30 protein-coding genes are annotated in these 24,361 nt (G+C 71.4%); 5 read left to right on the top strand and 25 right to left on the bottom strand.

The genetic code is table 11. From position 1 onward, the window contains the following. Positions 1–2 precede the first annotated feature (2 nt). The 3 genes from D9C15_RS08305 to D9C15_RS08295 are packed head-to-tail and all read right to left on the bottom strand — an operon-like array spanning position 3 to position 2,581. Positions 3–1,154, bottom strand: a complete 1,152-nt coding sequence (locus tag D9C15_RS08305) for a COX15/CtaA family protein (protein ID WP_127996969.1) — start codon at positions 1,152–1,154, stop codon at positions 3–5. 16 nt (positions 1,155–1,170) lie between these two features. Then, positions 1,171–1,887 carry an SCO family protein gene (locus D9C15_RS08300; protein WP_127996968.1) on the bottom strand — a complete coding sequence of 239 codons (717 nt, stop codon included), beginning with the start codon at positions 1,885–1,887 and terminating at the stop codon, positions 1,171–1,173. Continuing rightward, positions 1,847–2,581, bottom strand: coding sequence for an SURF1 family protein (locus D9C15_RS08295; protein WP_127996967.1), 735 nt, complete (start codon positions 2,579–2,581; stop codon positions 1,847–1,849). The genes D9C15_RS08300 and D9C15_RS08295 overlap by 41 nt, the downstream gene beginning before the upstream one ends. Here D9C15_RS08295 and D9C15_RS08290 point away from each other — a divergent pair. Next, positions 2,580–2,801, top strand: coding sequence for a DUF2909 domain-containing protein (locus tag D9C15_RS08290; RefSeq protein ID WP_127996966.1), 222 nt, complete (start codon positions 2,580–2,582; stop codon positions 2,799–2,801). The two genes, D9C15_RS08295 and D9C15_RS08290, sit on opposite strands and share 2 nt — an antisense overlap. Positions 2,802–2,946: 145 nt before the next feature. Here the strand turns inward: D9C15_RS08290 and D9C15_RS08285 are convergent, their stop codons facing one another. The 8 genes from D9C15_RS08285 to D9C15_RS08255 form a co-directional block, all read right to left on the bottom strand. Beyond that, a complete protein-coding gene (locus tag D9C15_RS08285; protein WP_127996965.1) occupies positions 2,947–3,831 on the bottom strand; it encodes a cytochrome c oxidase subunit 3 in 885 nt (294 codons plus the stop codon). A 42-nt stretch (positions 3,832–3,873) separates the two neighbouring features. Further along, positions 3,874–4,104 carry a DUF2970 domain-containing protein gene (locus D9C15_RS08280; RefSeq protein WP_127996964.1) on the bottom strand — a complete coding sequence of 77 codons (231 nt, stop codon included), beginning with the start codon at positions 4,102–4,104 and terminating at the stop codon, positions 3,874–3,876. Beyond that, positions 4,101–4,691, bottom strand: a complete 591-nt coding sequence (locus tag D9C15_RS08275; protein ID WP_127996963.1) for a cytochrome c oxidase assembly protein — start codon at positions 4,689–4,691, stop codon at positions 4,101–4,103. The genes D9C15_RS08280 and D9C15_RS08275 overlap by 4 nt, the downstream gene beginning before the upstream one ends. Before the next feature lie 13 nt (positions 4,692–4,704). Continuing rightward, entirely contained in the window at positions 4,705–4,815 is a 111-nt protein-coding gene (locus D9C15_RS33945) for a cytochrome oxidase small assembly protein (RefSeq protein ID WP_240668333.1), read from the bottom strand. Positions 4,816–4,825: 10 nt separating this feature from the next. After that, positions 4,826–6,466 (bottom strand): cytochrome c oxidase subunit I, encoded by a 1,641-nt coding sequence (gene ctaD, locus D9C15_RS08270; protein WP_127996962.1) that lies wholly within the window; start codon positions 6,464–6,466, stop codon positions 4,826–4,828. Positions 6,467–6,490: 24 nt separating this feature from the next. Continuing rightward, positions 6,491–7,666 carry a cytochrome c oxidase subunit II gene (gene coxB, locus D9C15_RS08265; RefSeq protein WP_127996961.1) on the bottom strand — a complete coding sequence of 392 codons (1,176 nt, stop codon included), beginning with the start codon at positions 7,664–7,666 and terminating at the stop codon, positions 6,491–6,493. Continuing rightward, positions 7,663–8,196 carry a DUF2244 domain-containing protein gene (locus tag D9C15_RS08260; protein ID WP_240668329.1) on the bottom strand — a complete coding sequence of 178 codons (534 nt, stop codon included), beginning with the start codon at positions 8,194–8,196 and terminating at the stop codon, positions 7,663–7,665. The genes coxB and D9C15_RS08260 overlap by 4 nt, the downstream gene beginning before the upstream one ends. Positions 8,197–8,287: 91 nt before the next feature. Next, entirely contained in the window at positions 8,288–9,208 is a 921-nt protein-coding gene (locus D9C15_RS08255) for a class I SAM-dependent methyltransferase (RefSeq protein WP_127996959.1), read from the bottom strand. 17 nt (positions 9,209–9,225) lie between these two features. On the opposite strand from D9C15_RS08255, the gene D9C15_RS08250 reads away from it, so the two are divergent. Together D9C15_RS08250 and D9C15_RS08245 are read left to right on the top strand one after the other, a co-directional pair. Beyond that, a complete protein-coding gene (locus D9C15_RS08250; RefSeq protein WP_127996958.1) occupies positions 9,226–9,936 on the top strand; it encodes a ComF family protein in 711 nt (236 codons plus the stop codon). Positions 9,937–9,945: 9 nt separating this feature from the next. After that, entirely contained in the window at positions 9,946–10,416 is a 471-nt protein-coding gene (locus D9C15_RS08245; protein WP_127996957.1) for a tRNA (cytidine(34)-2'-O)-methyltransferase, read from the top strand. Here the strand turns inward: D9C15_RS08245 and D9C15_RS08240 are convergent, their stop codons facing one another. The 4 genes from D9C15_RS08240 to D9C15_RS08225 are packed head-to-tail and all read right to left on the bottom strand — an operon-like array spanning position 10,417 to position 12,607. Then, positions 10,417–11,400: an NAD(P)H-dependent glycerol-3-phosphate dehydrogenase gene (locus tag D9C15_RS08240; RefSeq protein ID WP_127996956.1), complete on the bottom strand. Its 984-nt coding sequence runs from the start codon at positions 11,398–11,400 to the stop codon at positions 10,417–10,419. It abuts the gene before it with no gap. Between the two features lie 19 nt (positions 11,401–11,419). After that, positions 11,420–11,896: a protein-export chaperone SecB gene (gene secB, locus D9C15_RS08235; RefSeq protein WP_127996955.1), complete on the bottom strand. Its 477-nt coding sequence runs from the start codon at positions 11,894–11,896 to the stop codon at positions 11,420–11,422. 26 nt (positions 11,897–11,922) lie between these two features. Beyond that, positions 11,923–12,186, bottom strand: coding sequence for a glutaredoxin 3 (grxC, locus tag D9C15_RS08230; RefSeq protein WP_127996954.1), 264 nt, complete (start codon positions 12,184–12,186; stop codon positions 11,923–11,925). A 10-nt stretch (positions 12,187–12,196) separates the two neighbouring features. Next, positions 12,197–12,607 carry a rhodanese-like domain-containing protein gene (locus tag D9C15_RS08225; RefSeq protein WP_127996953.1) on the bottom strand — a complete coding sequence of 137 codons (411 nt, stop codon included), beginning with the start codon at positions 12,605–12,607 and terminating at the stop codon, positions 12,197–12,199. Between the two features lie 85 nt (positions 12,608–12,692). Between D9C15_RS08225 and gpmA the strand changes: the two genes are divergently transcribed. Next, positions 12,693–13,436 (top strand): 2,3-diphosphoglycerate-dependent phosphoglycerate mutase, encoded by a 744-nt coding sequence (gene gpmA / locus D9C15_RS08220; protein WP_127996952.1) that lies wholly within the window; start codon positions 12,693–12,695, stop codon positions 13,434–13,436. Between the two features lie 7 nt (positions 13,437–13,443). On the opposite strand, the gene D9C15_RS08215 is transcribed toward gpmA, so the two are convergent. The 9 genes from D9C15_RS08215 to D9C15_RS08175 form a co-directional block, all read right to left on the bottom strand. Beyond that, positions 13,444–14,565, bottom strand: a complete 1,122-nt coding sequence (locus D9C15_RS08215) for an HD-GYP domain-containing protein (RefSeq protein WP_127996951.1) — start codon at positions 14,563–14,565, stop codon at positions 13,444–13,446. 24 nt (positions 14,566–14,589) lie between these two features. Next, a complete protein-coding gene (locus D9C15_RS08210) occupies positions 14,590–15,498 on the bottom strand; it encodes a ribose-phosphate diphosphokinase (RefSeq protein ID WP_127996950.1) in 909 nt (302 codons plus the stop codon). Further along, complete coding sequence (locus D9C15_RS08205; protein WP_127996949.1) at positions 15,488–17,050, bottom strand: thymidine phosphorylase family protein; 1,563 nt, start codon at positions 17,048–17,050, stop codon at positions 15,488–15,490. The genes D9C15_RS08210 and D9C15_RS08205 overlap by 11 nt, the downstream gene beginning before the upstream one ends. A 109-nt stretch (positions 17,051–17,159) precedes the next feature. Beyond that, positions 17,160–17,927, bottom strand: coding sequence for a lysophospholipid acyltransferase family protein (locus D9C15_RS08200; RefSeq protein WP_240668328.1), 768 nt, complete (start codon positions 17,925–17,927; stop codon positions 17,160–17,162). 1 nt (position 17,928) lies between these two features. Further along, on the bottom strand, positions 17,929–19,239 hold the full coding sequence (locus tag D9C15_RS08195; protein ID WP_127996948.1) for a dihydroorotase: 1,311 nt from the start codon (positions 19,237–19,239) through the stop codon (positions 17,929–17,931). Further along, positions 19,236–20,198, bottom strand: a complete 963-nt coding sequence (locus D9C15_RS08190) for an aspartate carbamoyltransferase catalytic subunit (RefSeq protein WP_127996947.1) — start codon at positions 20,196–20,198, stop codon at positions 19,236–19,238. Before D9C15_RS08190 ends, D9C15_RS08195 begins: the two co-directional genes overlap by 4 nt. Next, positions 20,198–20,707 carry a bifunctional pyr operon transcriptional regulator/uracil phosphoribosyltransferase PyrR gene (gene pyrR / locus D9C15_RS08185; protein ID WP_127996946.1) on the bottom strand — a complete coding sequence of 170 codons (510 nt, stop codon included), beginning with the start codon at positions 20,705–20,707 and terminating at the stop codon, positions 20,198–20,200. The genes D9C15_RS08190 and pyrR overlap by 1 nt, the downstream gene beginning before the upstream one ends. Beyond that, the gene (gene ruvX / locus D9C15_RS08180) at positions 20,704–21,117 is read right to left on the bottom strand and encodes a Holliday junction resolvase RuvX (RefSeq protein ID WP_127996945.1); all 414 of its coding nucleotides are present in this window, start codon (positions 21,115–21,117) and stop codon (positions 20,704–20,706) included. Before ruvX ends, pyrR begins: the two co-directional genes overlap by 4 nt. Positions 21,118–21,196: 79 nt before the next feature. Further along, positions 21,197–21,784, bottom strand: coding sequence for a YqgE/AlgH family protein (locus D9C15_RS08175; protein WP_127996944.1), 588 nt, complete (start codon positions 21,782–21,784; stop codon positions 21,197–21,199). A 26-nt stretch (positions 21,785–21,810) separates the two neighbouring features. Here D9C15_RS08175 and D9C15_RS08170 point away from each other — a divergent pair, with 26 nt between their 5' ends. Continuing rightward, a complete protein-coding gene (locus D9C15_RS08170; RefSeq protein ID WP_127996943.1) occupies positions 21,811–23,307 on the top strand; it encodes a cryptochrome/photolyase family protein in 1,497 nt (498 codons plus the stop codon). Here the strand turns inward: D9C15_RS08170 and D9C15_RS08165 are convergent. Next, positions 23,304–24,341, bottom strand: coding sequence for a GGDEF domain-containing protein (locus D9C15_RS08165; RefSeq protein WP_127996942.1), 1,038 nt, complete (start codon positions 24,339–24,341; stop codon positions 23,304–23,306). The genes D9C15_RS08170 and D9C15_RS08165 overlap by 4 nt on opposite strands. Between the last annotated feature and the right edge of the window lie 20 nt (positions 24,342–24,361).

Below are 24,361 nucleotides of genomic sequence, written 5' to 3'. Positions count from 1 at the left end.
GCTCAGGAGGTCATCGGCAGCGGCAGCGCCGCGGCCTGCGCGGCGGGCCGCTCGCGGCCCTGGCCCGCACGGGTCAGCAGGAAGGTCAGCAGCACCGCCAGCGCGGCAGCGCCACCGGTGTGCAGCACCGCGGCCAGCAGCGGCCAGCCGAGCACGACGTTGGCCAGCCCGGTGGCCAGTTGCAGCCCGCCCAGCGCCAGCAGGCCGAGCGCGTAGCGGCGCGCCGGACCGGCACCGACGGCGTGCAGCCGCCAGGCCAGCCAGCCCAGCGCGGCCAGCACCAGCAGCGCCATCGCGCGGTGCGTCACGTGGATCGCCGTCAGCGCGGCAAAGGGCAGGTAGTCGCCCGCGCCGGTGCGGCCCAGGCCGCGCCACAGCGTGAACGCATGCTCGAAGTCCATCGCCGGCCACCAGGCGCCCTGGCAGGTCGGGAAGTCGCGGCAGGCGAGCACCGCGTAGTTCGTGCTGACCCAGCCGCCGAGCGCGATCTGCACCAGCAGCAGCCCTGCCGTCACCCAGGCGAGGCGCCGCGTCCGGCCCGCCAGTGCCAGCGGCGCGGGACGGGCGTGGCCGGCCTGCCACGCCAGCAGCACCAGCAGCCCGATGCCGCCCAGCAGGTGCAGCGTGACGATGGCCGGCGCGAGCTTGAGCGTGACGGTCAGCGCGCCGAACGCGCCCTGGGCGCAGACCCAGACGAACGAAACCGTCGGCCACCAGGGCGAGGGCGCGTGCGGGTCGCGCCGGCGCAGGGCCCAGGCGGCCAGCATCAGCACCGTGATCAGCGCGCCGACCCCGGTGGCGAGGTAGCGGTGCACCATCTCGACCCAGGCCTTGCCGTGGGTGACCGGCCCACCCGGGCGCAGCGTCTGCTCGGCGTGGATCTCCTCGCGCGCGCCGAACGGGCTGGCACTGCCGTAGCAGCCGGGCCAGTCGGGGCAGCCGAGGCCGGAGTCGGTCAGGCGCGTGAAGGCGCCGAACAGCACCAGGTCGAAGGTCAGAAACAGCGTCAGCAGCGTCAGCGCACGCAGCCGCGCCGCCGGTGCGGTGCTGCGGTGGCGCAGCCACCACCAGGCCAGCGGACCGGCGGCGACCACCGCGCCAAGCAGCACGATGCGCAGCAGCGGGTCGAGGTCGACGAGCGAGGTCGCGTCCATGGCGATGTCGCGATCCTCAGGGCCGGCCGGGCCGGTCCCACCCGGCGGAGGCGCGCAACAGGCGCTCGAGGTCGCGCTTCAGGCGCGACGGGTCCGGCTGCGCCGGCATGCGCATCATCCAGAGGCCCTGCGGATCGACCAGGTAGAAGTGCTCCTCCAGGCGATGCCCCGGCTCGGGCGCCAGCCAGGCGGCGAGCGCTGCACGCTCGGTGCGCAGCACGGTGACGGCGTCGCCGCGCTGCAGCGCAGCGAGCGTCTCGGCGCGCGGCATGGCGGCATCGTCGACCAGCCACAGCTTGTCGATGCGGCCCTTCTCGCGGCCGAGCGCCTCGCGCACCTGGCGCTGCAGCCACAGGCGCTGCTCGCAGCCGGCATCGCAGGCGCCGCCGCCGACGACGACGAACAGCCACTGGCCCTGCAGCGACGCCGGCGCCACCGGCCGGCCGTCCAGGTCGGCCAGCGGCAGCGCCGCCGGCATCGCCCGTGCGGGTTCGATCAGGCTGCCGTAGTTGGTGCGGCCCTCGGGCCGGACCACGTAGTAGGCCAGGTAGGAGGCGATCACCGGTGCCGCGCAGACCACCAGGATCAGGAACATCTTCAGCCGGCCCAGCGCCGTGCGGCGCGCAGCGTCGTCCAGCGTCGGCGCGGGCAGCGAGTGCACCGTCAGCGCCAGCGGCGACGGCGCCTCGAGCTCAGCGCCGGAGCCGCGGTCGGACGAGTTGGAACCAGACATACAGGATCGTGATCAGGCCCGCGAGGGCAAACCATTGGAAGGCATAGCCGTAGTGCTTGTGCACGTCGACGGCCGGCTTCGGCCACTGCCGCAGCAACCCGTCCGGCGCGGCCCCCGGAACGTCCAGCTGCAGCAGCGAGAGCGGGCGCAGACGCAGGCCGGTCTCGCGGGAGAAGCTCTCCAGGTCGAGATTCTGCCGGATCGGGCCGGCCGCCTCGGAACCCAGGGCCACCCACCGGGTCGGCGGCGGGGCGATCAGGCCACTCAGTTCGACCTCGCCCTCGGGCAGCGGCAGCGAGGGCAGCCGGGTGCGTTCGGCCATGTCGCGCGGCACCCAGCCGCGCTGCACCAGCAGCGCGGCGCCGCCGCCGGCGGGCTGCAGCGGCGTGACGACGACGAAGCCGGTGCGGCCGTCCATCGGCCGGTTGTCGAGGAACACCGTGGGGCCGGCGATCCAGCGCCCGCGCAGCGTGATGCGGCGGTAGTGCTGCGCGGCGGCGGCGTCGGCATTGTCGGCCAGCGCGGCGGCGGGCAGCACCGGGTCGCGGCCACGCTGCTCGAGCAGCGCCTGCAGCGCCTCCTTCTCGGCCGCGCGGGAGAGCTGCCAGAGGCCCAGGCGTGCGGTCAGCAGCAGGCCCAGCACGGCGGCGACGAGGACGGCCAGGCGCCGGCGGCGCGGATAATCGCTAGCCATGAAGTCCATCCTGCTCGGCCTCGCGTTCGTGGGCATCCTGGCGGCCCTGGCGGCCGCCGGCGTATTCATGCTGCGCGGCGGCGAGGACAAGCCGAAGTCGGGTCACATGATGCGCGCGCTCGCGGTGCGCGTGGCGCTGTCGGTCACGCTGTTCCTGCTGGTGCTGCTGGCCTGGGCGCTGGGCTGGATCCAGCCCAGCGGCATCCCGCTCGGGCGCTGAGCGGCCGCCAAACAAAAACGCCGCTGGCGCGGCGTTTTCGTGCGCGGCCGGCCCCGCGTCAGGCCTTGCAGGCCGCGCCGACGCCTGCAGGCGTCAGCTCGCTCGCAGGCGCAAGTGCGCGCGCAGGCGCGCACTCACGTCCCGCTCACGCCCAGTACACCACGATGTACAGGCCGAGCCACACCACGTCGACGAAGTGCCAGTACCAGGCGGCGCCTTCGAATCCGAAGTGGCGCTCCGGTGTGAAGTGGCCCTTCATCAGGCGGATCGTGATGAACAGCAGCATCAGCATGCCGACGAACACGTGGAAGCCGTGGAAGCCGGTCAGCATGAAGAAGGTGGAGCCGTAGGCGCCGGAGCTGAGCTTGAGGTTCAGGTCGCGGTAGGCGTGCATGTACTCGTAGCCCTGCACGCACAGGAAGGTGGCGCCCAGCAGCACGGTGATCCACATCCACAGGATCGTCTTGCCGCGGTTGTTCGCGAGCAGCGCGTGGTGCGCGATCGTCAGTGTCACGCCGGAGGTCAGCAGCAGCGCGGTGTTGACGGTCGGCAGCGGCCACGGGCCCATCGTGGTGAACGGCTCGACGATGCCGGCCGGCGAGCCGGTGGCGCCCGGCGCGGCGCTCGGCCAGACGGCCTTGAAGTCGGGCCACAGGATGGCATTGTCCAGGCTGCCCAGGTTGGGCAGCGCGTGCAGACGCGTCCAGTACAGCGCGCCGAAGAAGGCACCGAAGAACATCACCTCCGAGAAGATGAACCAGCTCATGCTCCAGCGGAACGAGATGTCGATGCGCTTGCCGTACAGGCCGCCCTCGCTCTCGCTGATCGCCTGGCGGAACCAGCCCTGGAGCACCCAGGCCCAGAACAGGAAGCCCGCCAGCGTCACCCAGGCACCCCAGCCGTGGCCGTTGACCCACTGGCCGGCGCCGAAGATGACCAACAGCATCGCGATCGCGGTGAGCACCGGGAACTGCGACGGTGCCGGGACGAAGTAGTAGGGCGTCTGCCCGTGAGGTGTCGCTGCCGACATGGTTGCTCCTGAGGTTCTCGCTCTTTCTCGATTGATTGCTGGCTACGTCGCCACGCCGCTGCCGATCACCCAGTTGACCAGCAGCACCAGGGCCAGGATGAACAGCAGCGCCGCCAGCACGCCGGCCACGACCACGTGCACCGGGTTGAGCTTCTCGACGTCGCGCTGGTAGTCGGCGCCCTTGCGCACGCCGAAGAACGACCAGGCCACCGCACGCAGGGTCTGGCCGAACGACCCCTTGCGCTGCACCGCCTCGCGCAGGCCCTCGCTCACGGCTGCGGCTCCTGCGGAACCTTCCCGCCCACCTCGAAGAAGGTGTACGAGAGGGTGATCGTCTTGATGTCGCGCGGCAGCTTCGGGTCGATCACGAAGGCCACCGGCCACTGCTTCCTCTCGCCCGGCTTGAGCACGTGCTCGCTGAAGCAGAAGCACTGCAGCTTGTCGAAGTACGACATCGCCTGGCGCGGCGCGTAGCTCGGGATGGCCTGCGCGGCCATGGTGCGGTCCTGCACGTTGCGGAACTCGTAGACCACGGTGGCGAGTTCGCCCGGGTGCACGTCGATCGAGCGCCGTTCGGGCTGGAACTCCCACGGGCCGCGTGCATTGGCGTCGAACTCCACCGTCACGGTGCGGCTGCGGTCGACCTGCGTGTTGCGGGCCACGGCCGGCGCGTTCTCGGCCCCGCGCAACTCGGCCACCGACAGCACGTTGATGCCCAGCGCGGTGCAGATCGCGCGGTACATCGGCACCAGTGCGTAGCCGAAGCCGAACATCAGCGCCGCGACGACCGCGAGCTTGCCGACCATGCGCAGGTTGTCCCGGCGCAGGCCGTCGTCGCGGGGAGCCTCGTGACGATCCATCGGACGGAAGGAATCAGATGCCGAACAGGGCGCTCTTGACCATGAAGCCGACGAACAGCGCCACCGCCACCGATGCGAGGATCAGCGCGAGGCGAACGTTGCTGCGGCGTTGCTCCGGGGTCATCGCCATGGCCTCAGCCCAGCACCTTGGTGGCCGACGGGTTCAGCAGCGGCGGGGTCTCGAAGGTGTGGAACGGCGCCGGCGACGGCACTTCCCACTCCAGCCCTTCGGCGCCGTCCCACGGCTTCTGCGGCGCCTTCTCGCCCTGGCCGCGCATCATCGGCAGCACGATGAAGAAGAAGAAGTACACCTGCATCAGGCCGAAGCCGAACGCGCCGACCGAGGCGATCGCGTTGAAGTCGGCGAACTGCATCGGGTAATCGGCATAACGACGCGGCATGCCGGCCAGCCCGAGGAAGTGCATCGGGAAGAAGGTGACGTTGAAGAAGATCAGCGAGCCCCAGAAGTGGATCTTGCCGCGCGCCTCGTTGTACATGACGCCGGTCCACTTCGGGCCCCAGTAGTAGACGCCGGCGAAGAGGGCGTACAGCGAGCCGGCCACCAGCACGTAGTGGAAGTGCGCCACGACGTAGTAGGTGTCCTGGATCTGGATGTCGATCGGCGCCATCGCGCAGATCAGGCCGGTGAAGCCGCCCATCGTGAACACGAACAGGAAGCCGACCGCGAACAGCATCGGCGTCTCGAAGGTCATCGAGCCGCGCCACATCGTGGCGATCCAGTTGAACACCTTCACGCCCGTCGGGATCGCGATCAGCATCGTCGCGTACATGAAGAACAGCTGGCCGGTCACCGGCATGCCGGTCGTGAACATGTGGTGCGCCCACACGATGAACGACAGGATCGCGATCGACGAGGTGGCGTACACCATCGAGGTGTAGCCGAACAGCTTCTTGCGCGAGAACGCCGGGATGATCTGGCTGATGATCCCGAACGCCGGCAGGATCATGATGTAGACCTCGGGGTGACCGAAGAACCAGAAGATGTGCTGGTACATCACCGGGTCGCCGCCGCCGGCCGGGTTGAAGAAGTGCGTGCCGAAGTGGCGGTCGGTCAGCGTCATCGTGATCGCGCCGGCCAGCACCGGCATCACCGCGATCAGCAGGTACGCGGTGATCAGCCAGGTCCACACGAACAGCGGCATCTTCATCAGCGTCATGCGCGGGGCGCGCATGTTCAGGATCGTGACGATGATGTTGATCGAGCCCATGATCGAGCTGGCGCCCATGATGTGCATCGCGAAGATGCCGGCGTCCATGCTCGGGCCCATCTGCAGCGTCAGCGGCGCGTAGAGCGTCCAGCCCGCGGCGGGCGCGCCGCCGGGCATGAAGAACGAGCCGACCAGCATGATGCCCGCGGGGATCAGCAGCCAGAAGCTCAGGTTGTTCATGCGCGCGAAGGCCATGTCCGGCGCGCCGATCTGCAGCGGGATCATCCAGTTCGCGAAGCCCACGAACGCCGGCATGATCGCGCCGAACACCATGATCAGGCCGTGCATCGTCGTCAGCTGGTTGAACAGCTGCGGGTTGACGATCTGCAGGCCCGGCTGGAACAGCTCGGCGCGGATCAGCAGCGCGAGCACGCCGCCGACCATCAGCATCGCGAAGCTGAACAGCAGGTACAGCGTGCCGATGTCCTTGTGGTTGGTGGCGAACACCCAGCGCCGCCAGCCGGTGGGCGCGTGGTCGTGGTGGTCGTCGTGCCCGTGCCCGTGCTCGTGGGCGTGGTCACCGTGTTGGGGCAGAACTGCGCTCATGGCGATTCCTCGTGCGGGCTCGATTTACTTGCGGGCGGCCAGGACCTCGGCCGGCTGCACCAGCTGGCCGGTCTTGTTCGACCAGGAGTTCTTCGTGTAGGTGATCACCGCGGCGATCTCCGTGTCGGACAGCTGCTTCCAGGCCGGCATCGCGCCGTTGTTCTGGCCGTTCAGCAGCACCGCGATCTGCTTGCCCTTGTCGGCGTCGAGCACGACCGGCGAGCCGTCCACCGGCTTGATCGGGCCGGCACCCTTGCCGTTGGCCTGGTGGCAGGCCGCGCAGTTGGCCGCGTAGACCTTCTCGCCGCGCGCGACCAGGTCCTCGAGCTTCCAGACCTTGGCCGGATCGTCGGCGGCCGCGGCCATCTCCTTCTTCTTGCCCTCGACCCAGGCGGCATAGTCGGTCTGCGACAGCACCTTCACGTGGATCGGCATGTAGGCGTGTTCCTTGCCGCACAGCTCGGCGCACTGGCCGTAGTAGTCGCCGGTCTTCTCGGCGCGGAACCAGGTGTCGCGCACGAAGCCGGGGATGGCGTCCTGCTTGACGCCGAAGGCCGGCACCATCCAGGCGTGGATCACGTCGTTGGCCGTCGTGATGATGCGCACCTTGCGGTCCACCGGCACCACCAGCGGGTTGTCGACCTTGAGCAGGTAGTCGTCGGTCGGTGCCGGCTTGCCGCTGTTGGACATCTCGCGGTGCGCGACGTCCAGCGTGGAGACGAAGTTGATGCCCTCGCCCTCGCCCTTCAGGTAGTCGTAGGCCCACTTCCACTGCACGCCGGTGGCCTTGATGGTGAGGTCGGCGGAGCTGGTGTCCTTCATCGCGACCACCGTCTTGGTGGCCGGCAGCGCCATCAGGATGACGATGATGAAGGGCACGACGGTCCAGACGATCTCGACCGTGGTGCTCTCGTGGAAGTTGGCCGCCTTGGCGCCCTTGCTCTTGCGGTGCTTGATGATCGAGTAGAACATCACCCCGAACACGGCGACGAAGATGAGCGTGCAGATCACCAGCATGAAGTAGTGCAGCCAGCGCTGGTCGGCGGCGATCTGCGTGACCGGCGGGTGCAGGTCGAGCTGGTTGACGGCGGGGCCGCCCGGCAGGCTGTTCACCGCCATCGCGGCGTGGCTGGCCAGGGCGGCCGACAGGGCGAGCCCCCAGCGCGCGGTTGCAGCCCAGAGTGCTTTGGTCGTCTTCATCGTCTCGTCACGTCGTCAGTTCTTGATTCAACCCAACCTGCCGTCTGCGGCCCCTGGCACACTCTGCGCATCTCGCGACGCAGATCGTTCACCAGTTGCCGCCGCGCCTCCGGCCGCACCAGGCGACCGACCGACACGCTCCTGCCCTGCCCCGACAGCTCGATCAACGAGCGGTCGTCGTGTCCGGAATCGATGCGCACGCCGTCGAGCCTGAACTCGACACGCTCGACGCGGCCCGCGCATTCGCGCAGCACGCTGAGCATGCCGCGTTCCAGCCGGATGCACTCGCTGTCGGCCGCGTGCCGTGCGTACACGAGCAGCGCCGCCCCGAGTGCCGCCACCTCCAGCCAGGCGAACGGCATGACCAGCGTCGCGCCCTGCCACCAGCACAGCGCGCCGATACCCAGGCTCACCGTGCTCAGCAGCGCGTAGGACCACAGCACCTGGCGCGGCGCCATCGAGCAGTTGCGGCGCAATCGCCACTCCACAGGAGCCTCGGTGCCTTGCGGCTCCTCGGCGCTGTACTGCACGGTTGACGCCCCGACTGTCATGCTGCCCCCGACGCGCCGACTGCCCTGGCGCGCGTGCCTGACGACCGATCTCTTCCCGAATCAGTGGAGTTTAGCGTACCGGCCCACCGCCTTTGCGCCGGATCAGCTGCCTCATTTCCTCGATGGATACCCTAGTGGGTTCCCCGTCGCGGGCCCTTGGCGCCCCGCGGAAGGCGTGCCCATAGGCCACCTCGAAGGCAAGCGAGGGCCGCCCGTCGGGCCCGGCCAGCGTGGCGAGTTCGCGACGCAGGCGCTCCTTCCAGCGCGGCGTGCGCAGCCCGGCGGCCCGCATCGGTGCCGCATTGCCGCCGAGCGAGCGCAATTCGGCCAGCAGGGCATCGGCATCGGGCCAGCTCAGCGTGATCAGCTCCTGGTCCATCACCGGATCGGCAAAGCCGGCCTGCACCAGCATGTCGCCCAGGTCGTGCATGTCGACGAAGCCCGGCGTCGGTGCCGGCCAGCCGAGCCGTGCATACAGGGTGCGCAAGCCCTGCAGCGTGCCGGGGCCGAGGCAGGAGAACATCACGAAGCCGTCGGGCAGCAGCAGCTCGTGCCAGCGCTCGAACAGGCGCGGCGGATCGACGACGCCGTGCAGCAGCATGTTCGCCCAGACCAGCTGGGCGCCGCCGGGCAGCGCATCGTTCTCGCCCAGCACCTGCGGCGCGCGGCCCTGCCAGCGTTGCGCCGACCACCACGGCGCACGCACCGCCGCGGCGCTTCGCTCGCGCAGCGCCTCGTGCGGCTCGACGAGGATGCGCTGCGCCTCCGGGTAGGCCTGCTGCAGCAGGCCGGCGCCGGCGCCGAGCCAGCTCGACCAGTCGATCACGCGCTGCGGCGTCAGGCGGATCAGCGCCAGCCGTTCGGCCATGCGCCTGGCCACCTCGCGGTGCAGCCAGGGCGCTTCGTCCGCGCGCGCCAGGCGGCGCACGACGTGCGCGACGGCCGTGGCATCGAGCCCGCGCGCGGCGGCGGTCGGTGCGGCGTCGCTCATTCGGGCAGTATAGGGAGATGACAGCCTGGCCCGGCCTCGGCGGCAGCTGCGCGATCTGCCGCGGCTGGGCCCGCGGCCGCCTGTGCAGCGACTGCCTGGCGCGCTTCGCCGTGGTCCGCGCGCGCTGCCGGCGCTGCGCGATCGAATTGCCCGGTGGGGCCCCCGAATGCGGCGACTGCCTGCGCCGGCCGCCGCCCTTCGAGCGTGCCGTTGCGGCGGTCGACTACCTGCCGCCCTGGCGTGAACTGATCGCGCAGTTCAAGTTCCACGCCGGGCTCGAGCTCGCACCGGTCTTCGCCGAGTTGCTGGTGCAGGCCGTGCGGCGCGCCGAGGCGCCCGCGCCCGAGCTGCTGCTGCCTGCCCCGCTGGCCACCGCGCGGCTGCGCGAGCGCGGCTACAACCAGGCCTGGGAGCTGGCGCGGCGCGTCGGCCGGCAACTCGGCCTGCACGCCGACGCGTCGCTGCTGCTGCGACTGCGGGACACACCGCACCAGCTGGCGCTGCCGCTGGCGCAGCGCGCCGCCAACGTGCGCGACGCGTTCGCGCCCGAGCCGCGCCGGCGCGGCGAGCTCGCCGGCCGCCGCATCGCGCTGGTCGACGACGTGCTGACCACCGGCGAGACCGCCGCCGCGATGGCGCGGGCGCTGCTGCAGGCCGGCGCGGCGCAGGTGCAGGTCTGGGTGCTGGCCCGCACGCCACGGCCCGACATCGGCGGCCCGGACGCTTAGCATCCGGCGATGTTCAACATCGTCCTGGTGCAGCCGGAGATCCCGCCCAACACGGGCAACGTGATCCGCCTGGCGGCCAACACCGGCTGCTCGCTGCACCTGATCGAACCGCTCGGCTTCGCGATGGAGGACCGCCTGCTGCGCCGCGCCGGGCTCGACTACCACGAGTACGCCGAGGTGCGGCGGCACGCCGGCTGGGACGCCTTCCTGCGCGATGCCCAACCCGATCCGCAGCGAATGTTCGCCTTCACGACCCGCGCCACGCGGCGTTTCGACGCGGTCGACTGGCGCGCCGGCGACTGGCTGGTGTTCGGCTCCGAGACCGCCGGCCTGGAACCGGCGCTGCGCGAGCGCTTCCCGGCCGGGCAGCGGCTGCGCCTGCCGATGCGAGCGGGCCAGCGCAGCCTGAACCTGAGCAACGCCGTGGCCGTGGCGGTGTTCGAAGCCTGGCGGCAATGCGGCTACGCCGGCGGGCTCTGATCAGGCCTCGGGGCGCGCCTCGCGGCCCATCAGCTGCTCGAGCGCCTGCGGCGGCGTGAGCCGCCCCTCGAGCACGCCGACCACCGCCTCGGTGATCGGCATCGCCACGCCACGGCCATGCGCGCGCCGCAGCACCGTCGGTGCACTGAGCACGCCTTCGGCCACGTGGCCCAGCTCGGCCAGGATCCGCGCCAGCGGCACGCCCTCGGCCAGGCGCAGCCCGACGCGCCGGTTGCGCGACAGGTCGCCGGTGGTGGTGAGCACCAGGTCGCCGAGGCCCGACAGGCCCATGAAGGTCTCCGCGCGCGCCCCGAGCGCCAGGCCCATGCGTGTCATCTCGGCCAGGCCACGGGTGATCAGCGCAGCGCGGGCGTTCAGCCCCAGGCCCATCCCGTCGGCGATGCCGGTGGCGATCGCCATCACGTTCTTGACCGCCCCGCCGACCTCGACGCCGACCGGGTCGTTCGAGGTGTACAGGCGCAACTGCTCGTCGTGCAGCGCCTCGACCGCCTGCTCGGCCAGCGCGGCATCGCTGCTGGCGGCCACCAGCGCGGTCGGCTGGCCGCGCGCCACCTCGAGCGCGAAGCTCGGGCCCGACAGCACGCCCACGCGCAGCGCCGGGGCCACCACGCGCGCGATCTCGTGGCCGAGCCAGCCGGTGCCTTCCTGGAAGCCCTTGCACAGCCACAGCACGCCCGGCGCGTCGCCCGGCAGGGCCCGCAGCATGGGCTCGAGTGCCGCCATCGGCGTCGCGATGATCACCAGCCCGTCGCGGGCATGCGCGACACAGGCGTCGAAATCGGTGCTGACCTGCAGCGCCGGCGGCAGCGCCACTTCCGGCAGGTAGCGCGCATTGCGGCGCAGCGAGCGCATCTGCGCCGCCTGGGCCGCGTCGCGCAGCCACAGCCGCGTGGGCGCGTGTCGGCAGGCGTGGATCGCCAGGGCCGTGCCCCAGGCGCCGGCGCCGAGCACCGTGAGGTTCATCGGCAGGCCGCCGATCGGATCAGTTCGGCAGGATGATGCCCGAGCCGTTGCCGCCGCCCTGCCCGGCCTGCTGGGCCTGCTGCGCCTCGAACATGGCCTGGAAGTTGACCTCGGCCAGCATCACCGGCGGGAAGCCGGCACGGGTGCAGATGTCGGAGACGATCGCACGCAGGTAGGGGTAGACCATGCTCGGGCATGCGATGCCCAGGATCGGCGAGATCTGCTCCTGCGGGATGTTGCGCAGTTCGAAGATGCCGGCCTGCTTGGCCTCGACCAGGAACAGCGTCTTGTCGCCCACCTTGGTGGTGACGGTCGCGGTGACGGTGACCTCGAAGATGCCGTCGGCGATGCCCTCGGCGCCCAGGCCGAGCTGGATGTCGACCTGCGGCTGCGCCTGCTCGAGCAGGATCTGCGGCGAGTTCGGCTGCTCCAGCGACAGGTCCTTCAGGTACATGCGCTGGATGTTGAACACCGGGTTCTGGTTGTCGTCGGCCATGGTGGTCTCTATGGATGGGGCGGCGATTATCGCTGCCCGGCCAGCAGCGGCAGCAGGCCGCCGCGCTGGTCGAGGGCGACCAGGTCGTCGCAGCCGCCCACGTGGGTGTCGCCGATGAAGATCTGCGGCACGGTGCGCCGGCCGGTGATCTCCATCATGGTGTGGCGCTGGTCCGGATCGAGGTCGACCCGGATCTCCTCGATCTGATCGACACCGCGCTGCTTCAGCAGCGCCTTGGCGCGCTGGCAGTACGGGCAGACCAGGGTGGTGTACATCTTGACGGGCTGCATGGCACGCGACTCAGGAGGAAGCCTTCTCGACCGGCAGGTTGGCCTCGCGCCACGCCGCCAGGCCACCGGCCAGCACCACGGGCCTCTCGAAGCCGAGCTTCTTCAGGATGCCGGCCGCGCGCGCCGAGCGGGCGCCGGTCTGGCACAGGATGACCAGCGGCAGGGCCTTGTTCTTGGGCAGCTCCGTGGAGCCCTCGAGCTTGCCCAGCGGCACGTTCTTCGCGCCGGCCGCATGCCCGGCGGCGTATTCGTCGGGCTCGCAGACGTCGATCAGCACCGCCTTCTCGCGGTTGATCAGCTGCACCGCCTGCGCGGCGTTGACCTTCGATCCGCCGCCGCGCGTCAGGCTCGGCCACAGCAGCAGGCCGCCCGAGACGATCGCGGTGACGAACAGGAACCAGTTGTCGATGAAGAACTTCACTTGGCCTTTCTGCGAGGCGGCCCGGTCGGCCGGACAAAGTCGCGAATTATAGAATTCGGCCCCCTCGAGACCACGGACCAAGGCCATGTACAAGCTCGTGCTGATCCGCCACGGCGAATCCACCTGGAACCTGGAGAACCGCTTCACGGGCTGGACCGACGTGGACCTCACCCCCACCGGCGTGGCCCAGGCACAGGAGGCCGGCCGGCTGCTGAAGGCCGAGGGCTACGAGTTCGACCTGGTGTTCACCTCGGTGCTCAAGCGTGCGATCTGGACCACCTGGCACGCGCTCGACCAGATGGACCGGCACTGGCTCCCGGTGGTCAACCACTGGCGCCTGAACGAGCGCCACTACGGCGCGCTGCAGGGCCTGAACAAGGCCGAGACGGCGAAGAAGTTCGGCGACCAGCAGGTGCTGGTCTGGCGCCGCAGCTACGACACCCCGCCGCCGGCGCTGGAGGCGGACGACCCGCGCTGCGAGCGCGGCGACCGGCGCTACGAGAAGCTCTCCGCCGGCGAGGTGCCGCTGACGGAATGCCTGAAGGACACCGTGGCGCGTGTGCTGCCGTACTGGAACGACACCATCGCCCCGGCGATCCGCGCCGGTCAGCGTGTGCTGGTTTCGGCGCACGGCAACAGCATCCGCGCGCTGGTGAAGTACCTGGACGGCATCTCGGACGACGACATCGTCGGGCTGAACATCCCGAACGGCATCCCGCTGGTCTACGAGCTGGATTCGGCGCTCCAGCCGATCCGCCACTACTACCTCGGCGATGCCGAGGCGGCGGCGAAGGCCGCCGCGGCGGTGGCGAACCAAGGCAAGGCCTGAGCTTCGCTCACTCGGGGATGCCGAACAGCCGCTCCGGCGGCATGCGCAGCACCACCGCCTGCACCGCGGGCAGGCCGGTGATCGCAAACTCGGGCCGCGCCGTGTCGCGCACGACGGTGCTGGTCGAGGGCATGCCCTGACGGTCGGTGATGCTGGCGGCCAGCGGCGTCGAGGCATTGGCGCCGCGCCGCACCACCACCGCCAGCTCGCCGGACTTGAGCTGCACGAACTCGCCCGGCGGGTAGATGCCGAACTCCTTGATGATGGCCGCCGCCGCCGCATGGCCGCCGGTCTCCTGGAACAGCTGGCGCGCCGCCACCTGGGGCGACAAGGGCGCACGCAGCGCCCGCGGCGCCATCTTGGCCATGAACACGTCGATCCAGCGCAGCACGGTCGGCAGCTCGGCCACCTGGCGCAGCCCGTCCGGGTAGCCGCCCCCGTCCGGCCGCTCGTGGTGCTGCGCCACCGCCTCGAGCCAGACCGCATCGTCGACGCCGGCCGCACGCAGCAGCTCGACGCCGCGTGCCGGGTGAACCCGGATCTGGTCGAGCTGCCCCGGCGTCGGCGGCACGCCCTGCGCCGCCATGCGGCCCTGCAGCTCGAGGATCGCGATGTTCATCGTCAGCGCGGCGCGCATCAGCGTGGTGGTGCGCGGTTCGTCCCAGCCGAGCCGGCGTGCCATCAGCAGACCCACCAGCGCGCAGTGCACCGCGTGCGCCAGTGCATAGATGGTCAGGCGCTTGCGGTCCTGGCGCACCGTCAGCCAGATCGCGATGTCCGGGTCGCGCAGGGTCAGGGCCTCGATGTGGCGCACCAGTTCGTCGAGCCGCGCCACGAAGCCCGGCTCGGTCTCGGCCGAGCGCAGCACGCGGTCCAACTGCCACAGCGCACGCTCCCACAGGCCGAACAGGCTGAGCGGCCGGGTGCGCTGAGTCTCGCCCTGCGCCGCGGCGGCGCGCACCTCCTCGATGTCGACCGACGCGCCGCGCTCGAGCAGCGCGGCCAGCTGCGCCTCGTTCTCGACAACGTGGCCGCGCGCCAGCAGCAGCCGCCCCTGCGCATCGCGGATGCTCCAGGGCAGCGGTTCGCCCAGCCGCACCTGGCCTTGCGCGAGTCCGAGCAGTTGCATGCGCGGCCCTCCTCGCTGCGCAGCCTACGCCTGCCGCAGCGCCCGCGCCAGCAGGGACGCCACCGAGATCACGTTGGTTTCGTGTGCCACCGCGTCGGTGCTCCACACCCGGCCGATGCCGGCGGCTCGCAGCTGCTGCAGCGCATCACCGCGGAACAGCGCATGCACGACCGCCGCGTCGACCGAGGCGACGCCTTGCGCGAACAGGGCCCGCGCCGCCTGCACCAGCGTGTGGCCAGTGCTGGCCAGGTCGTCGACCAGCACCACCGCCCGGCCGCGCAGCGTGTGCCCGGGCAGCTCCACGGTCACGTCGCGGTCGCCGCGGCGTGTCTTGGTGCAGACGATGCCGGCGAGCCCGCCGGCCGCGCCGGCCTGCTGCACCCACTGGCCGGCCTCCTCGTCCGGGCCCACCAGCAGCGGCTTCGTGTCACCCGGCCATTGCGCGGCGATCCAGCGGCCGAGCAGCGGCGCCGCGCCGAGCGCGATGCCGCGCGAGCCGGGCATCACCTCGTCGAGCGAGTTGATGCGGTGCAGGTGCGGATCGATCGTGACGACGCGGTCGAACAGCTCGCCGAGGAAGCCCGCCACGATGCGCTGGCTGACCGCCTCGCCGGGGTGGAAGGCCATGTCCTGGCGCATGTAGGCCAGGTAGGGCGAGACCAGGTCGAGCCGGCGCGCGCCCAGCGTGCGCGCGGTGCGTGCCGCCAGCAGCAGCGCCACCAGCTTGTGGTTCGGATCCTGCAGCCCGCGCAGCAGCGTCACGCGTTCCGGCAGCGCCGGCGGCAGCCGCAGCTTGATCTCGCCGTCCGGGAAGCGGTGCTCGTCGATCAGCGCCAGCGCTGCGCCGAGCTCGCGCGCCAGCGCCTGCGCGAGCGCGGCCTCGTCGGGGAAGGCGAGCAGCAGCGGCGCGTCGTCAGTTGCGTCAGTTGCCATGGGTCGGGGTGAAGTCGCGCGGCAGCTCGTCGCGCGTGCCGACGCGCCAGGCCGGTTCGGCCTGCGCCTTGCGCCGCGCGAATTCCAGGTCGGCCTCGAAGCGCGCATGCACGCGCATCAGCGGCTCGCCGGCGCGCACCGGGTCGCCCAGGCGCCGCAGCAGGTCGATGCCGGCCCCCGGCACCTTGGGGGCGCCGGCCAGCTGCGCGATGCGCGCCAGCACGAGGTTGTCGACGCCGACCAGCACGCCGTCGCGCGGCGCGCTGACCTCGAAGCTGAGCGGTGCCACCGGCGGCGCAGCCCAGTCGAACGGCCGGCGGCCCTGGGCATCGATGATCTGGTTCATCTTGGCCAGCGCGCGGCCCGAATCGAGGATGTCGCGCGCGATCGCGAAACCGTCGCCGCCGCGCACGTCCGGATCGAATTCGATCACGCGGCCGGCCAGGCGCAGCGCCTTCTGGCGCAGATCACCCGGTGCGTCGGGGTGGTTCTGCAGCACCTGCATCACGTCGCGCGCCTCGAGCACCGGGCCGATGCCGCGCCCGACCGGCTGGCGGCCGTCGGTGATCACCACGTCGAGCTGCAGCTGCAGGCGCGCGGCCACCACCTCGAACAGCTTCTTCAGGCGCTGCGCCTCCGGCATGCCGCGCACCTTGGCGCTCGGGCCGACCGGGATGTCGAGCACCAGGTGCGTCGAGCCGGCGGCGATCTTCTTCGACAGGATCGAGGCCACCATCTGGCCGGGCGAATCGATCGCCAGCGGACGCTCGACGGCGATCAGCACATCGTCGGCGGGAGACAGGTCGGCCGTGCCGCCCCAGGCCAGGCAGGCGCCGGTCTCGCGCACGATCGCCTGCAGCCGCGCCAGCGGCAGCTCGACCTGCGCCAGCACCTCCATCGTGTCGGCCGTGCCGGCCGGCGAGGTGATCGCGCGCGACGAGGTCTTGGGGATCAGCATGCCGTGCGCCGCGACGATCGGCACCACCAGCATCGAGGTGCGGTTGCCCGGGATGCCGCCGATGCAGTGCTTGTCCACCACCGGTCCGCCGCGCACCTCGTGGTGCCAGTCCAGGCGGCGGCCGGCCTCGATCATCGCCTCGGTCAGGTAGAGCACCTCGTCGCGGTCCATCTCGAACTGGTTGGCCGCGACGACGAAGGCCGCCAGCTCGATCTTCGTGTAGCGCATCTGCGCGATGTCGCGCACGATGGCATGCAGGTCCTCGCGCGCCAGGCGCTCGCCGGCGATCTTGCGGTGCAGCGCGGCGATCGAGGCGGGCGGCTCGGCCTGCTGCACCGTCACCGGCTGGCCGGCCGCCAGCCCGAGGCGCGCGAAGGCCTCCTCGCTCAGGCCGAGTTCCTCGGGGCCGACCAGCGCCGCGTCGTCCACCACGTTCAGCACCGCCTGCACTGCCGCGCCATTGCCGCGCACCTCGACCTTGGCGAGCGCCTGGAAGCCCTCGGCGCGCACCGCAGTGCAGTCGCGGTGCAGGTAGGCCACGTGTTCGCGGAAGGTGTCGATCGCGACGCGGCGGACGGTCAGCGGCGTGAGCATGTCGGCCCCTCGTCCGACGGGTACGTCGGCCGATCCCCCCCGGGGATGCGGGCCGGCTTGGGAGCGGCCCGGCGCGCGGCCCGCGCCGAGGGGTTGAACACGGTGTGGCTCATGACTCGGGCGAGATGATCTCACCCGAGGCCAGGCGCGCGGCAATGATTTCCCTCAGGTGATCCGACAGTGCGCGCCGGTCGGCATGGCGCGCGCCCAGCGCCGGCTCGAGGCGCACCTGTGCCTCCAGGCCCTCGGCCATCACCACCGACCAGATCGATTCGGCCAGGCTGGTGTCGCCCACGTAGGGTGCGGCACTGCTGAGTGCAGCGCCTGCATCGCGGTAGCGCAGCACCGCCGGCTGCACCGGCGCCTCGGTGGCGATGGCCGCCTGCAGCAGGTTGGCGTGGAAGGGCAGCACGCCGTGGCCCTCGCTGGTGGTGCCCTCGGGGAACACCGCGACGATCTCGCCGCCGCGCAGCGCCTCGGCCACCTGGTGCACTACGCGCAGCGCGTCGCGCTTGCGCTCGCGCTCGATGAACAGCGTGCCGCCGCAGGCCACCAGCCAGCCCAGCAGCGGCCAGTGCCGCACGTCCGCCTTGGACACGAAGCGCACCGGGTGCACCGCGTTGAGCGCCAGGATGTCGAGCCACGACACATGGTTGGCCACCACCAGCAGCGGGCCCGGGTGCAACCGGCCCTGCTGGCGCAGCCCGAGGCCGAGCAGGCGCAGCATCTTGGCCGACCACCAGCCGACGCGCTGCATGCGCGCGGCCGTGTCGAGCCGCGGGAACAGCAGCGCGCAGATCAGCGCGCCGTGCAGGCCGTGCACGAGCACGCGCAGCAGGCGCCAGCCGGCGCGCAGGATGCGCCAGGGGCGCAGCACCTCAGTGCCGTTCGCCGCGTGCGGCCTCGAACGCGAGGTGCCCGGCGACGATGGTCGTGTGCACGCGCCCGGGCAGCTCCAGCCCGGCGAACGGCGTGTGCTTGCCCTGGCTGGCGAGCTGCGCGGGGTGGACCGTCCAGTGCTGCGCCGGGTCGAACAGGCACAGGTCGGCCACGCCGCCCTCGACCAGCCGGCCCACGCTGGAGGCCAGCGAGCCGAGCGAGTCGCCCAGCAGCGCCACCGGCCGCTGCGTGACCGTGGCCAGCGTGGCCGGCAGCGCCAGGCCCTGCTCCTGCCCCCACTTCAGCGCCAGGGAAAGCAGCAGCTCCAGCCCGGTGGCGCCCGGCTCGGCCTCGGCGAAGGGCAGGTTCTTCGCGTCGGCGGCCACCGGCGTGTGGTCGCTGACCAGCGCGTCGACGGTGCCGTCGGCCAGCGCGGCGCGGATCGCGTCGCGGTCGCGCTGCTGGCGCAGCGGCGGGGTCAGCCGCATGGCCGAGTCGAAGTAGCCGATGTCGAGGTCGATCAGGTGTAGCGAGTTGATGCTGACGTCGGCCGTCACCGGCAGCCCCTGCGCCTTGGCCTGGCGCACCAGCTCGATGCCCGCGGCGCTCGACAGCCGGCACAGGTGCAGCCGCGCGCCGGTGTCGCGCACCAGGTCGAACAGCAGGTTCAGCGCGATCGTCTCGGCCACCACCGGCACGCCGCTCAGCCCCAGGCGCGTGGCCAGCGGCCCCTTGGCCGCCACGCCGTTGCCGAGCCACGGGTCGTTCGGGCGCAGCCAGACCGTGTAGCCGAAGGTCGCCGCGTACTGCAGCGCGCGGTGCAGCACCAGCGTGTCCCTGCAGGGCACCTCGGCCTGCGAGAAGCCGATGCAGCCGGCCTCGGTCAGCTCGGCCATCTCGGTCAGCGTGTCGCCGGCCAGGCCGCGGGTCAGCGCGCCGAGCGGGTACAGGTGCGCCAGGTTCAGGTTGCGGGCGCGGAACTTGAGCATCTCGACCAGGCCGGGTTCGTCCAGCGGCGGGTCGGTGTCGGGCGGGCACACGAGGCTGGTCACGCCGCCGGCCACCGCCGCGGCCATCTCGCTCTCGAGCATGCCTTCGTGCTCGTGGCCCGGCTCGCGCAGGCGCGCGGCGAGGTCGACCAGGCCGGGCGCCACCACGAGACCCTGCGCGTCGATCGTGCGGCCGGGCTGGAAGTCCGGGTTGACGCGCCCCAGGCCGACGATGCGGCCGGCGGCGATAGCGAGGTCGCCGACCTCGTCGCGTCCGCTCGCCGGGTCGACGATCCGGCCTCCCTTGATGAGGATCTTCATGCGTTGTTGCCCGCGATGATGGACATGACCGCCATGCGCACCGCGATGCCGAAGGTCACCTGCGGCAGGATCACGCTGTGCGCGCCGTCGGCCACGGCCGAGTCGATCTCGACGCCGCGGTTGATCGGCCCCGGGTGCATCACGATCGCATCCGGCTTCGCGAGCGCAAGCTTCTCGGTCGTCAACCCGTAGTTCTTGAAGAACTCGCCGGCCGAGGGCAGCATCGCGCCGCTCATGCGCTCGTTCTGCAGGCGCAGCATGATGATCACGTCGGCGCCGCGGATGCCCTCGGTCATGTCGTGGCAGACCCGCACGCCCATCTCGCGCAGGTCGCCCGGCACCAGCGTCTTCGGGCCGACGGCGCGGATCTCGGGCACGCCCAGCGTGGTCAGCGCATGGATGTCCGAGCGCGCCACGCGCGAGTGCACGATGTCGCCGACGATCGCGACGGTGAGCCCGGTGAAGTCCTTCTTGAAGTGCCGGATCGTGTACATGTCCAGCAGGCCCTGCGTCGGGTGCGCGTGGCGCCCGTCGCCGGCGTTGACCACGTGCACGTGCGGCGCGCAGTGCTTGGCGATCAGGTAGGGCGCGCCGCTCTCCGAATGGCGCACCACGAACATGTCGGCGTGCATCGCCGACAGGTTGGCGATCGTGTCCAGCAGGCTCTCGCCCTTGGCGGTGCTGCTCTTGTTGATGTCGAGGTTGATGACGTCCGCCGACAGCCGCTTGGCGGCGATCTCGAAGGTGGTGCGGGTGCGCGTGCTGTTCTCGAAGAACAGGTTGAACACGCTCTTGCCGCGCAGCAGCGGCACCTTCTTGACCTCGCGCTCGTTGACCGACAGGAAGGTGCCGGCGGTGTCGAGGATCTGCGTCAGCACCGCACGCGGCAGGCCCTCGATGCTCAGCAGGTGGACCAGCTCGCCATGGGCGTTGAGCTGCGGGTTGCGGGGGGAGAGCATCAGTCGCCCTTTTCCTCTTCGATCTGGAAGCTGAAGCGGCCCGCCTCGTCGCGCGCCAGCGCCAGGCGCTGGCCGCGCGGCAGCGAGACGCGCGCGGCGGCGTAGGCCGGCTGGATCGGCAGCTCGCGGCCGCCGCGGTCCACCAGCACCGCCAGCGTCACGCCGGCGGGCCGGCCGAAGTCGAACAGCTCGTTGAGCGCGGCGCGCGTCGTGCGGCCGGTGTAGAGCACGTCGTCGACCAGCAGGATGTGCGCCCCGTCCACCTCGAACGGCAGCCGGGTCTGCGCCGCGCTGGCGCTCATGCCCCGCGAGCCGAAGTCGTCGCGGTGCAGCGCGCTGGTGATCACGCCAGGCTCGCCGGGCAGGCCGAGGTCGCGCTGCAGCCGCTCGGCCAGCCAGGCACCGCCCGACCAGATGCCCACCAGCGCCATGCCGGGCCGCAGCAGGCCGCGCACGCCGGCGGCCAGGTCGGCGTAGAGCGCTTCGGCGTCGAGGAGGAGCGTGCTCATGGCAGGGTACCCAGGAACTGGTCGAGGATGATGGCGGCGGACGCGGCATCGAGGTCGCGCGCTCCGTGGGATTGCGCCTCGGTCGTGCTGTAGCGTTCGTCCACCTCGTGCACCGGCAGGCCGAAGCGGCCGTGCAGCTGGCGGGCGAAGCGCTGCGCCCGGCGCGTATTGTCGTGCGCCGCGCCGTCGGGGTGGAACGGCACGCCGACCACCAGCGCGTCGGGCTGCCACTCGTCGATCAGGCGGCCGATCGCGGCGAAGCGCGCATCGCCCTCGGCGGCGATGGTGCGCAGCGGGCTGGCCCGGCGCGTCAGGCTGTTGCCGCAGGCCACGCCGATGCGGCGGGTGCCGAAATCGAAAGCGAGAAAAGATGCTGGAGTGGCGGGGCGGGCAGGCGCGGCGCCGCTCATGCTTGCGGCAGGCGCGCCACGAGACGTGGCGCTCATTCGAAGGCGCGCGCCCGTGCGCAGGCACGGTCGCACGTCCGTCTCATGCGTGCCCCGCCTCCTGGCTCAGCATGCGCGGGTCGATGCCCAGCAGCGAGAGCGCCTTGTCGTAGCGCTGCTCGACCGGCGTGTCGAAGATGATGCCCGGCTCGGCGTCGACGGTCAGCCAGCCGTTGCGGCCGATCTCGTCTTCCAGCTGGCCCGCGCCCCAGCCGCTGTAACCCAGCGTGACCAGCACCTTCTTCGGCCCGGCGCCATGCGCCATGGCCTCGAGCACGTCCTTGCTGGTGGTCATCTCCAGGCCGCCGGGGATCTGCAGCGTCGAGTTGTAGTGGCCGCCCTCGTCGCCATCGCCGCCCAGGCGTTCGTGCAGCACGAAGCCGCGCTCGGTCTGCACCGGGCCGCCGAAGTAGACCGGCGCCTCGGCCAGGTCGGCCCGGTCGAGCGTCAGGTCGACCTTCTCGAACAGGTTCTTCAGCTTGATGTCGATCGGCCGGTTGATCACCAGGCCGAGCGCGCCCTTCTCGGTGTGCTCGCACAGGTACACGACCGTCCCGGCAAAGGTGCCGTCCACCATGCCGGGCATGGCGATGAGGAACTGGTTCGTGAGGTTGATCGGCGAGCCGGCCATGACGGGGGATTTTATAGACTCGCCGGATGAGCAGCGGGAAAGCCGTCGATGCCGCACTGGTCTGGTTCCGGCGCGACCTGCGCGCCTTCGACCACGCCGCGCTGTACCACGCGCTGCGCTCGGCGCGGCAGGTGTGGTGCCTGTTCGTGTTCGACCGCGACATCCTGGACCCGCTGCTCGCGCGCGGCCTCGCGGCGGACCGACGCGTCGAGTTCATCCGCGATGCGCTGGTCGAGCTCGACGCGGCGCTGCAGGCGCTCGGGCAGGCGCACGGCCACGCGGGCGTGCGGCTGATCGTCCGGCACGGCCGGGCGGTGGACGAGGTTGTCTCGGTGGCGCGCGGCCTGCACGTGCAGGCGGTCTACGCCAACCACGACGACGAACCGGCCGCGCTGGCGCGCGACACGCACGCCCGCGGCGAACTGGCGCACGCCGGCATCGCGCTGCACACCTCGAAGGACCATGTGGTCTTCGAGCGCAGCGAGGTGCTCACCGGCGCCGGCACGCCGTACGGCGTGTTCACGCCCTACAAGAACGCCTGGCTGAAGAAGCTCGACCCCTTCTACGTCAAGGCCTACCCGGTCGAGCCCCACGCGGGCGCGCTCGCGGCCGTGCCCGAAGGCTTCGCCGCGCCGCTGCCCACGCTGCCGGCGCTCGGTTTCGCGCCGACCAACCTGCATGCGCTGAAGATCCCGACCGGCGCCTCGGGCGGCGCGGCATTGCTGGCCGACTTCCTCGCGCGCATCGACGACTACGCCACCGCGCGCGACTTCCCGGCCGTCAAGGGTCCGAGCTACCTGTCGGTGCACCTGCGCTTCGGCACGGTCTCGATCCGCGCGCTGGCGCGCGAGGCCTGGCAGCGCGCCGAGGCGGGCAGCGAGGGCGCGCGGGTGTGGTTGTCGGAGCTGATCTGGCGCGACTTCTACCACCAGATCCTGCACCACCATCCGCACGTGGTGGGCGCGAGCTACAAGCCGGCCTTTGACGCGCTGCGCTGGGAACATGGCAGGCACGCCGACGAGCTGTTCGCCGCCTGGTGCGAGGGCCGCACCGGCTACCCGCTGGTCGACGCCGCGATGGCGCAGATCAACCAGACCGGCTACATGCACAACCGCCTGCGCATGGTGGTGGCGAGCTTCCTGACCAAGGATCTCGGCATTCACTGGCAGCGCGGCGAGCAGTACTTCGCCGACCACCTGAACGACTTCGACCTGGCCGCCAACAACGGCGGCTGGCAATGGGCGGCCTCGACCGGCTGCGACGCGCAGCCCTGGTTCCGCATCTTCAACCCGGTCAGCCAGAGCCGCAGGTTCGACCCGCAGGGCCGCTTCATCCGGCGCTACCTGCCGCAGCTGGCCGGACTGCCCGACGCGGTGATCCACGCCCCCTGGGAGGCGCGCCCGGTGGACCTGGCCGCCGCCGGCCTGGTTCTCGGGCGCGACTACCCGGCACCGATCGTCGACCACGAGCAGGCACGCCAGCGCACGCTGGAGCGCTTCGCGGTCGTCAAGGAAAGGAACTAGAACAGCTCGACGTCGCCGATCTTGGCGTCTTCGGCGAGCTCGCCGCGCGCCACCAGCTCGGCGTGGTGCGCCACCTGGTTGCGGCCGTGCGTCTTGGCATGGTAGACGGCGCGATCGGCGCGCTCGAAGGCGGCGCTGGGCGTGTCGCCGCCGCGCAGCCCGGTGAAGCCGACGCTCACGGTGATGCGGCCCACCTGCGGGAAGGCGAACTGCTCGACGTTGCGGCGCAGCCGCTCGAAGGCCTGCTGCGCCGCCTCGGCGCCCGCGCAGCGCATCAGCACCACGAACTCCTCGCCGCCAAAGCGATACAGCCGGTCGTGGAAGCGGAAGCTCGCGCGCATCAGGCGCGACAGCAGCAGCAGCACCTCGTCGCCGATCAGGTGGCCGAAGCGGTCGTTGACCTGCTTGAAATGGTCGATGTCGATCACGCCCAGCCAGCAATGGCTGCTCACGGGCACCGCGCGCCGGCCGTCCAGCAGCGGCGCGGAGCCCGGCAACGCCGGCTCGGCGGCGACCTTCATGAAGCTCTCGTCGAAGGTCTTGCGGTTCAGCAGGCCGGTCAGCGTGTCGCGCTCGCTGTAGTCCAGCAGGGCCTGGAAGTTGTGGTAGATGCGCAGGATCGACAGCACCATGCGGCGGTCGCGCTCGTCGAGCGCGCCGTCGCTCTCGATCTCCAGCACGCCCAGGCTCTCGCGGTCGGTCGAGACCGGGAACAGCGTCAGGTGCAGCGCACCGGCCACCGTGACGATGGCCTGGCGCCGGAAGGCCTCCAGGCGCGACGGGAAGTCGGCCTGGCGCGGCAGCGAGTCGATGTCGACCCAGCTCGGGTCGGCGGTGGCCGCCATCTCGCCGGCGCGCTGCAGCGCGCGCGTCAGCCAGCGCTCCTGGCCGGGCTCGCCGACGCTGCGGTAGATCGCCACCGAGCGCGCCTGCGTCTGCATCAGGTCGCGCAGCGCGCCGACCAGCGTGACGTCGAGCAGCTCGCGGTCGCGAAAGCCCGTCAGCTCGGCCAGGTGGTCGACGAGATCGGGCATCCGGCGGTCGCTAGCCCGGC

Source organism: Piscinibacter defluvii (assembly GCF_004011805.1).
GTDB lineage: Bacteria > Pseudomonadota > Gammaproteobacteria > Burkholderiales > Burkholderiaceae_C > Piscinibacter > Piscinibacter defluvii.
The sequence above is the reverse complement of the archived record's forward strand: the minus strand, read 5'-3'. Positions and strand labels throughout refer to the sequence as shown.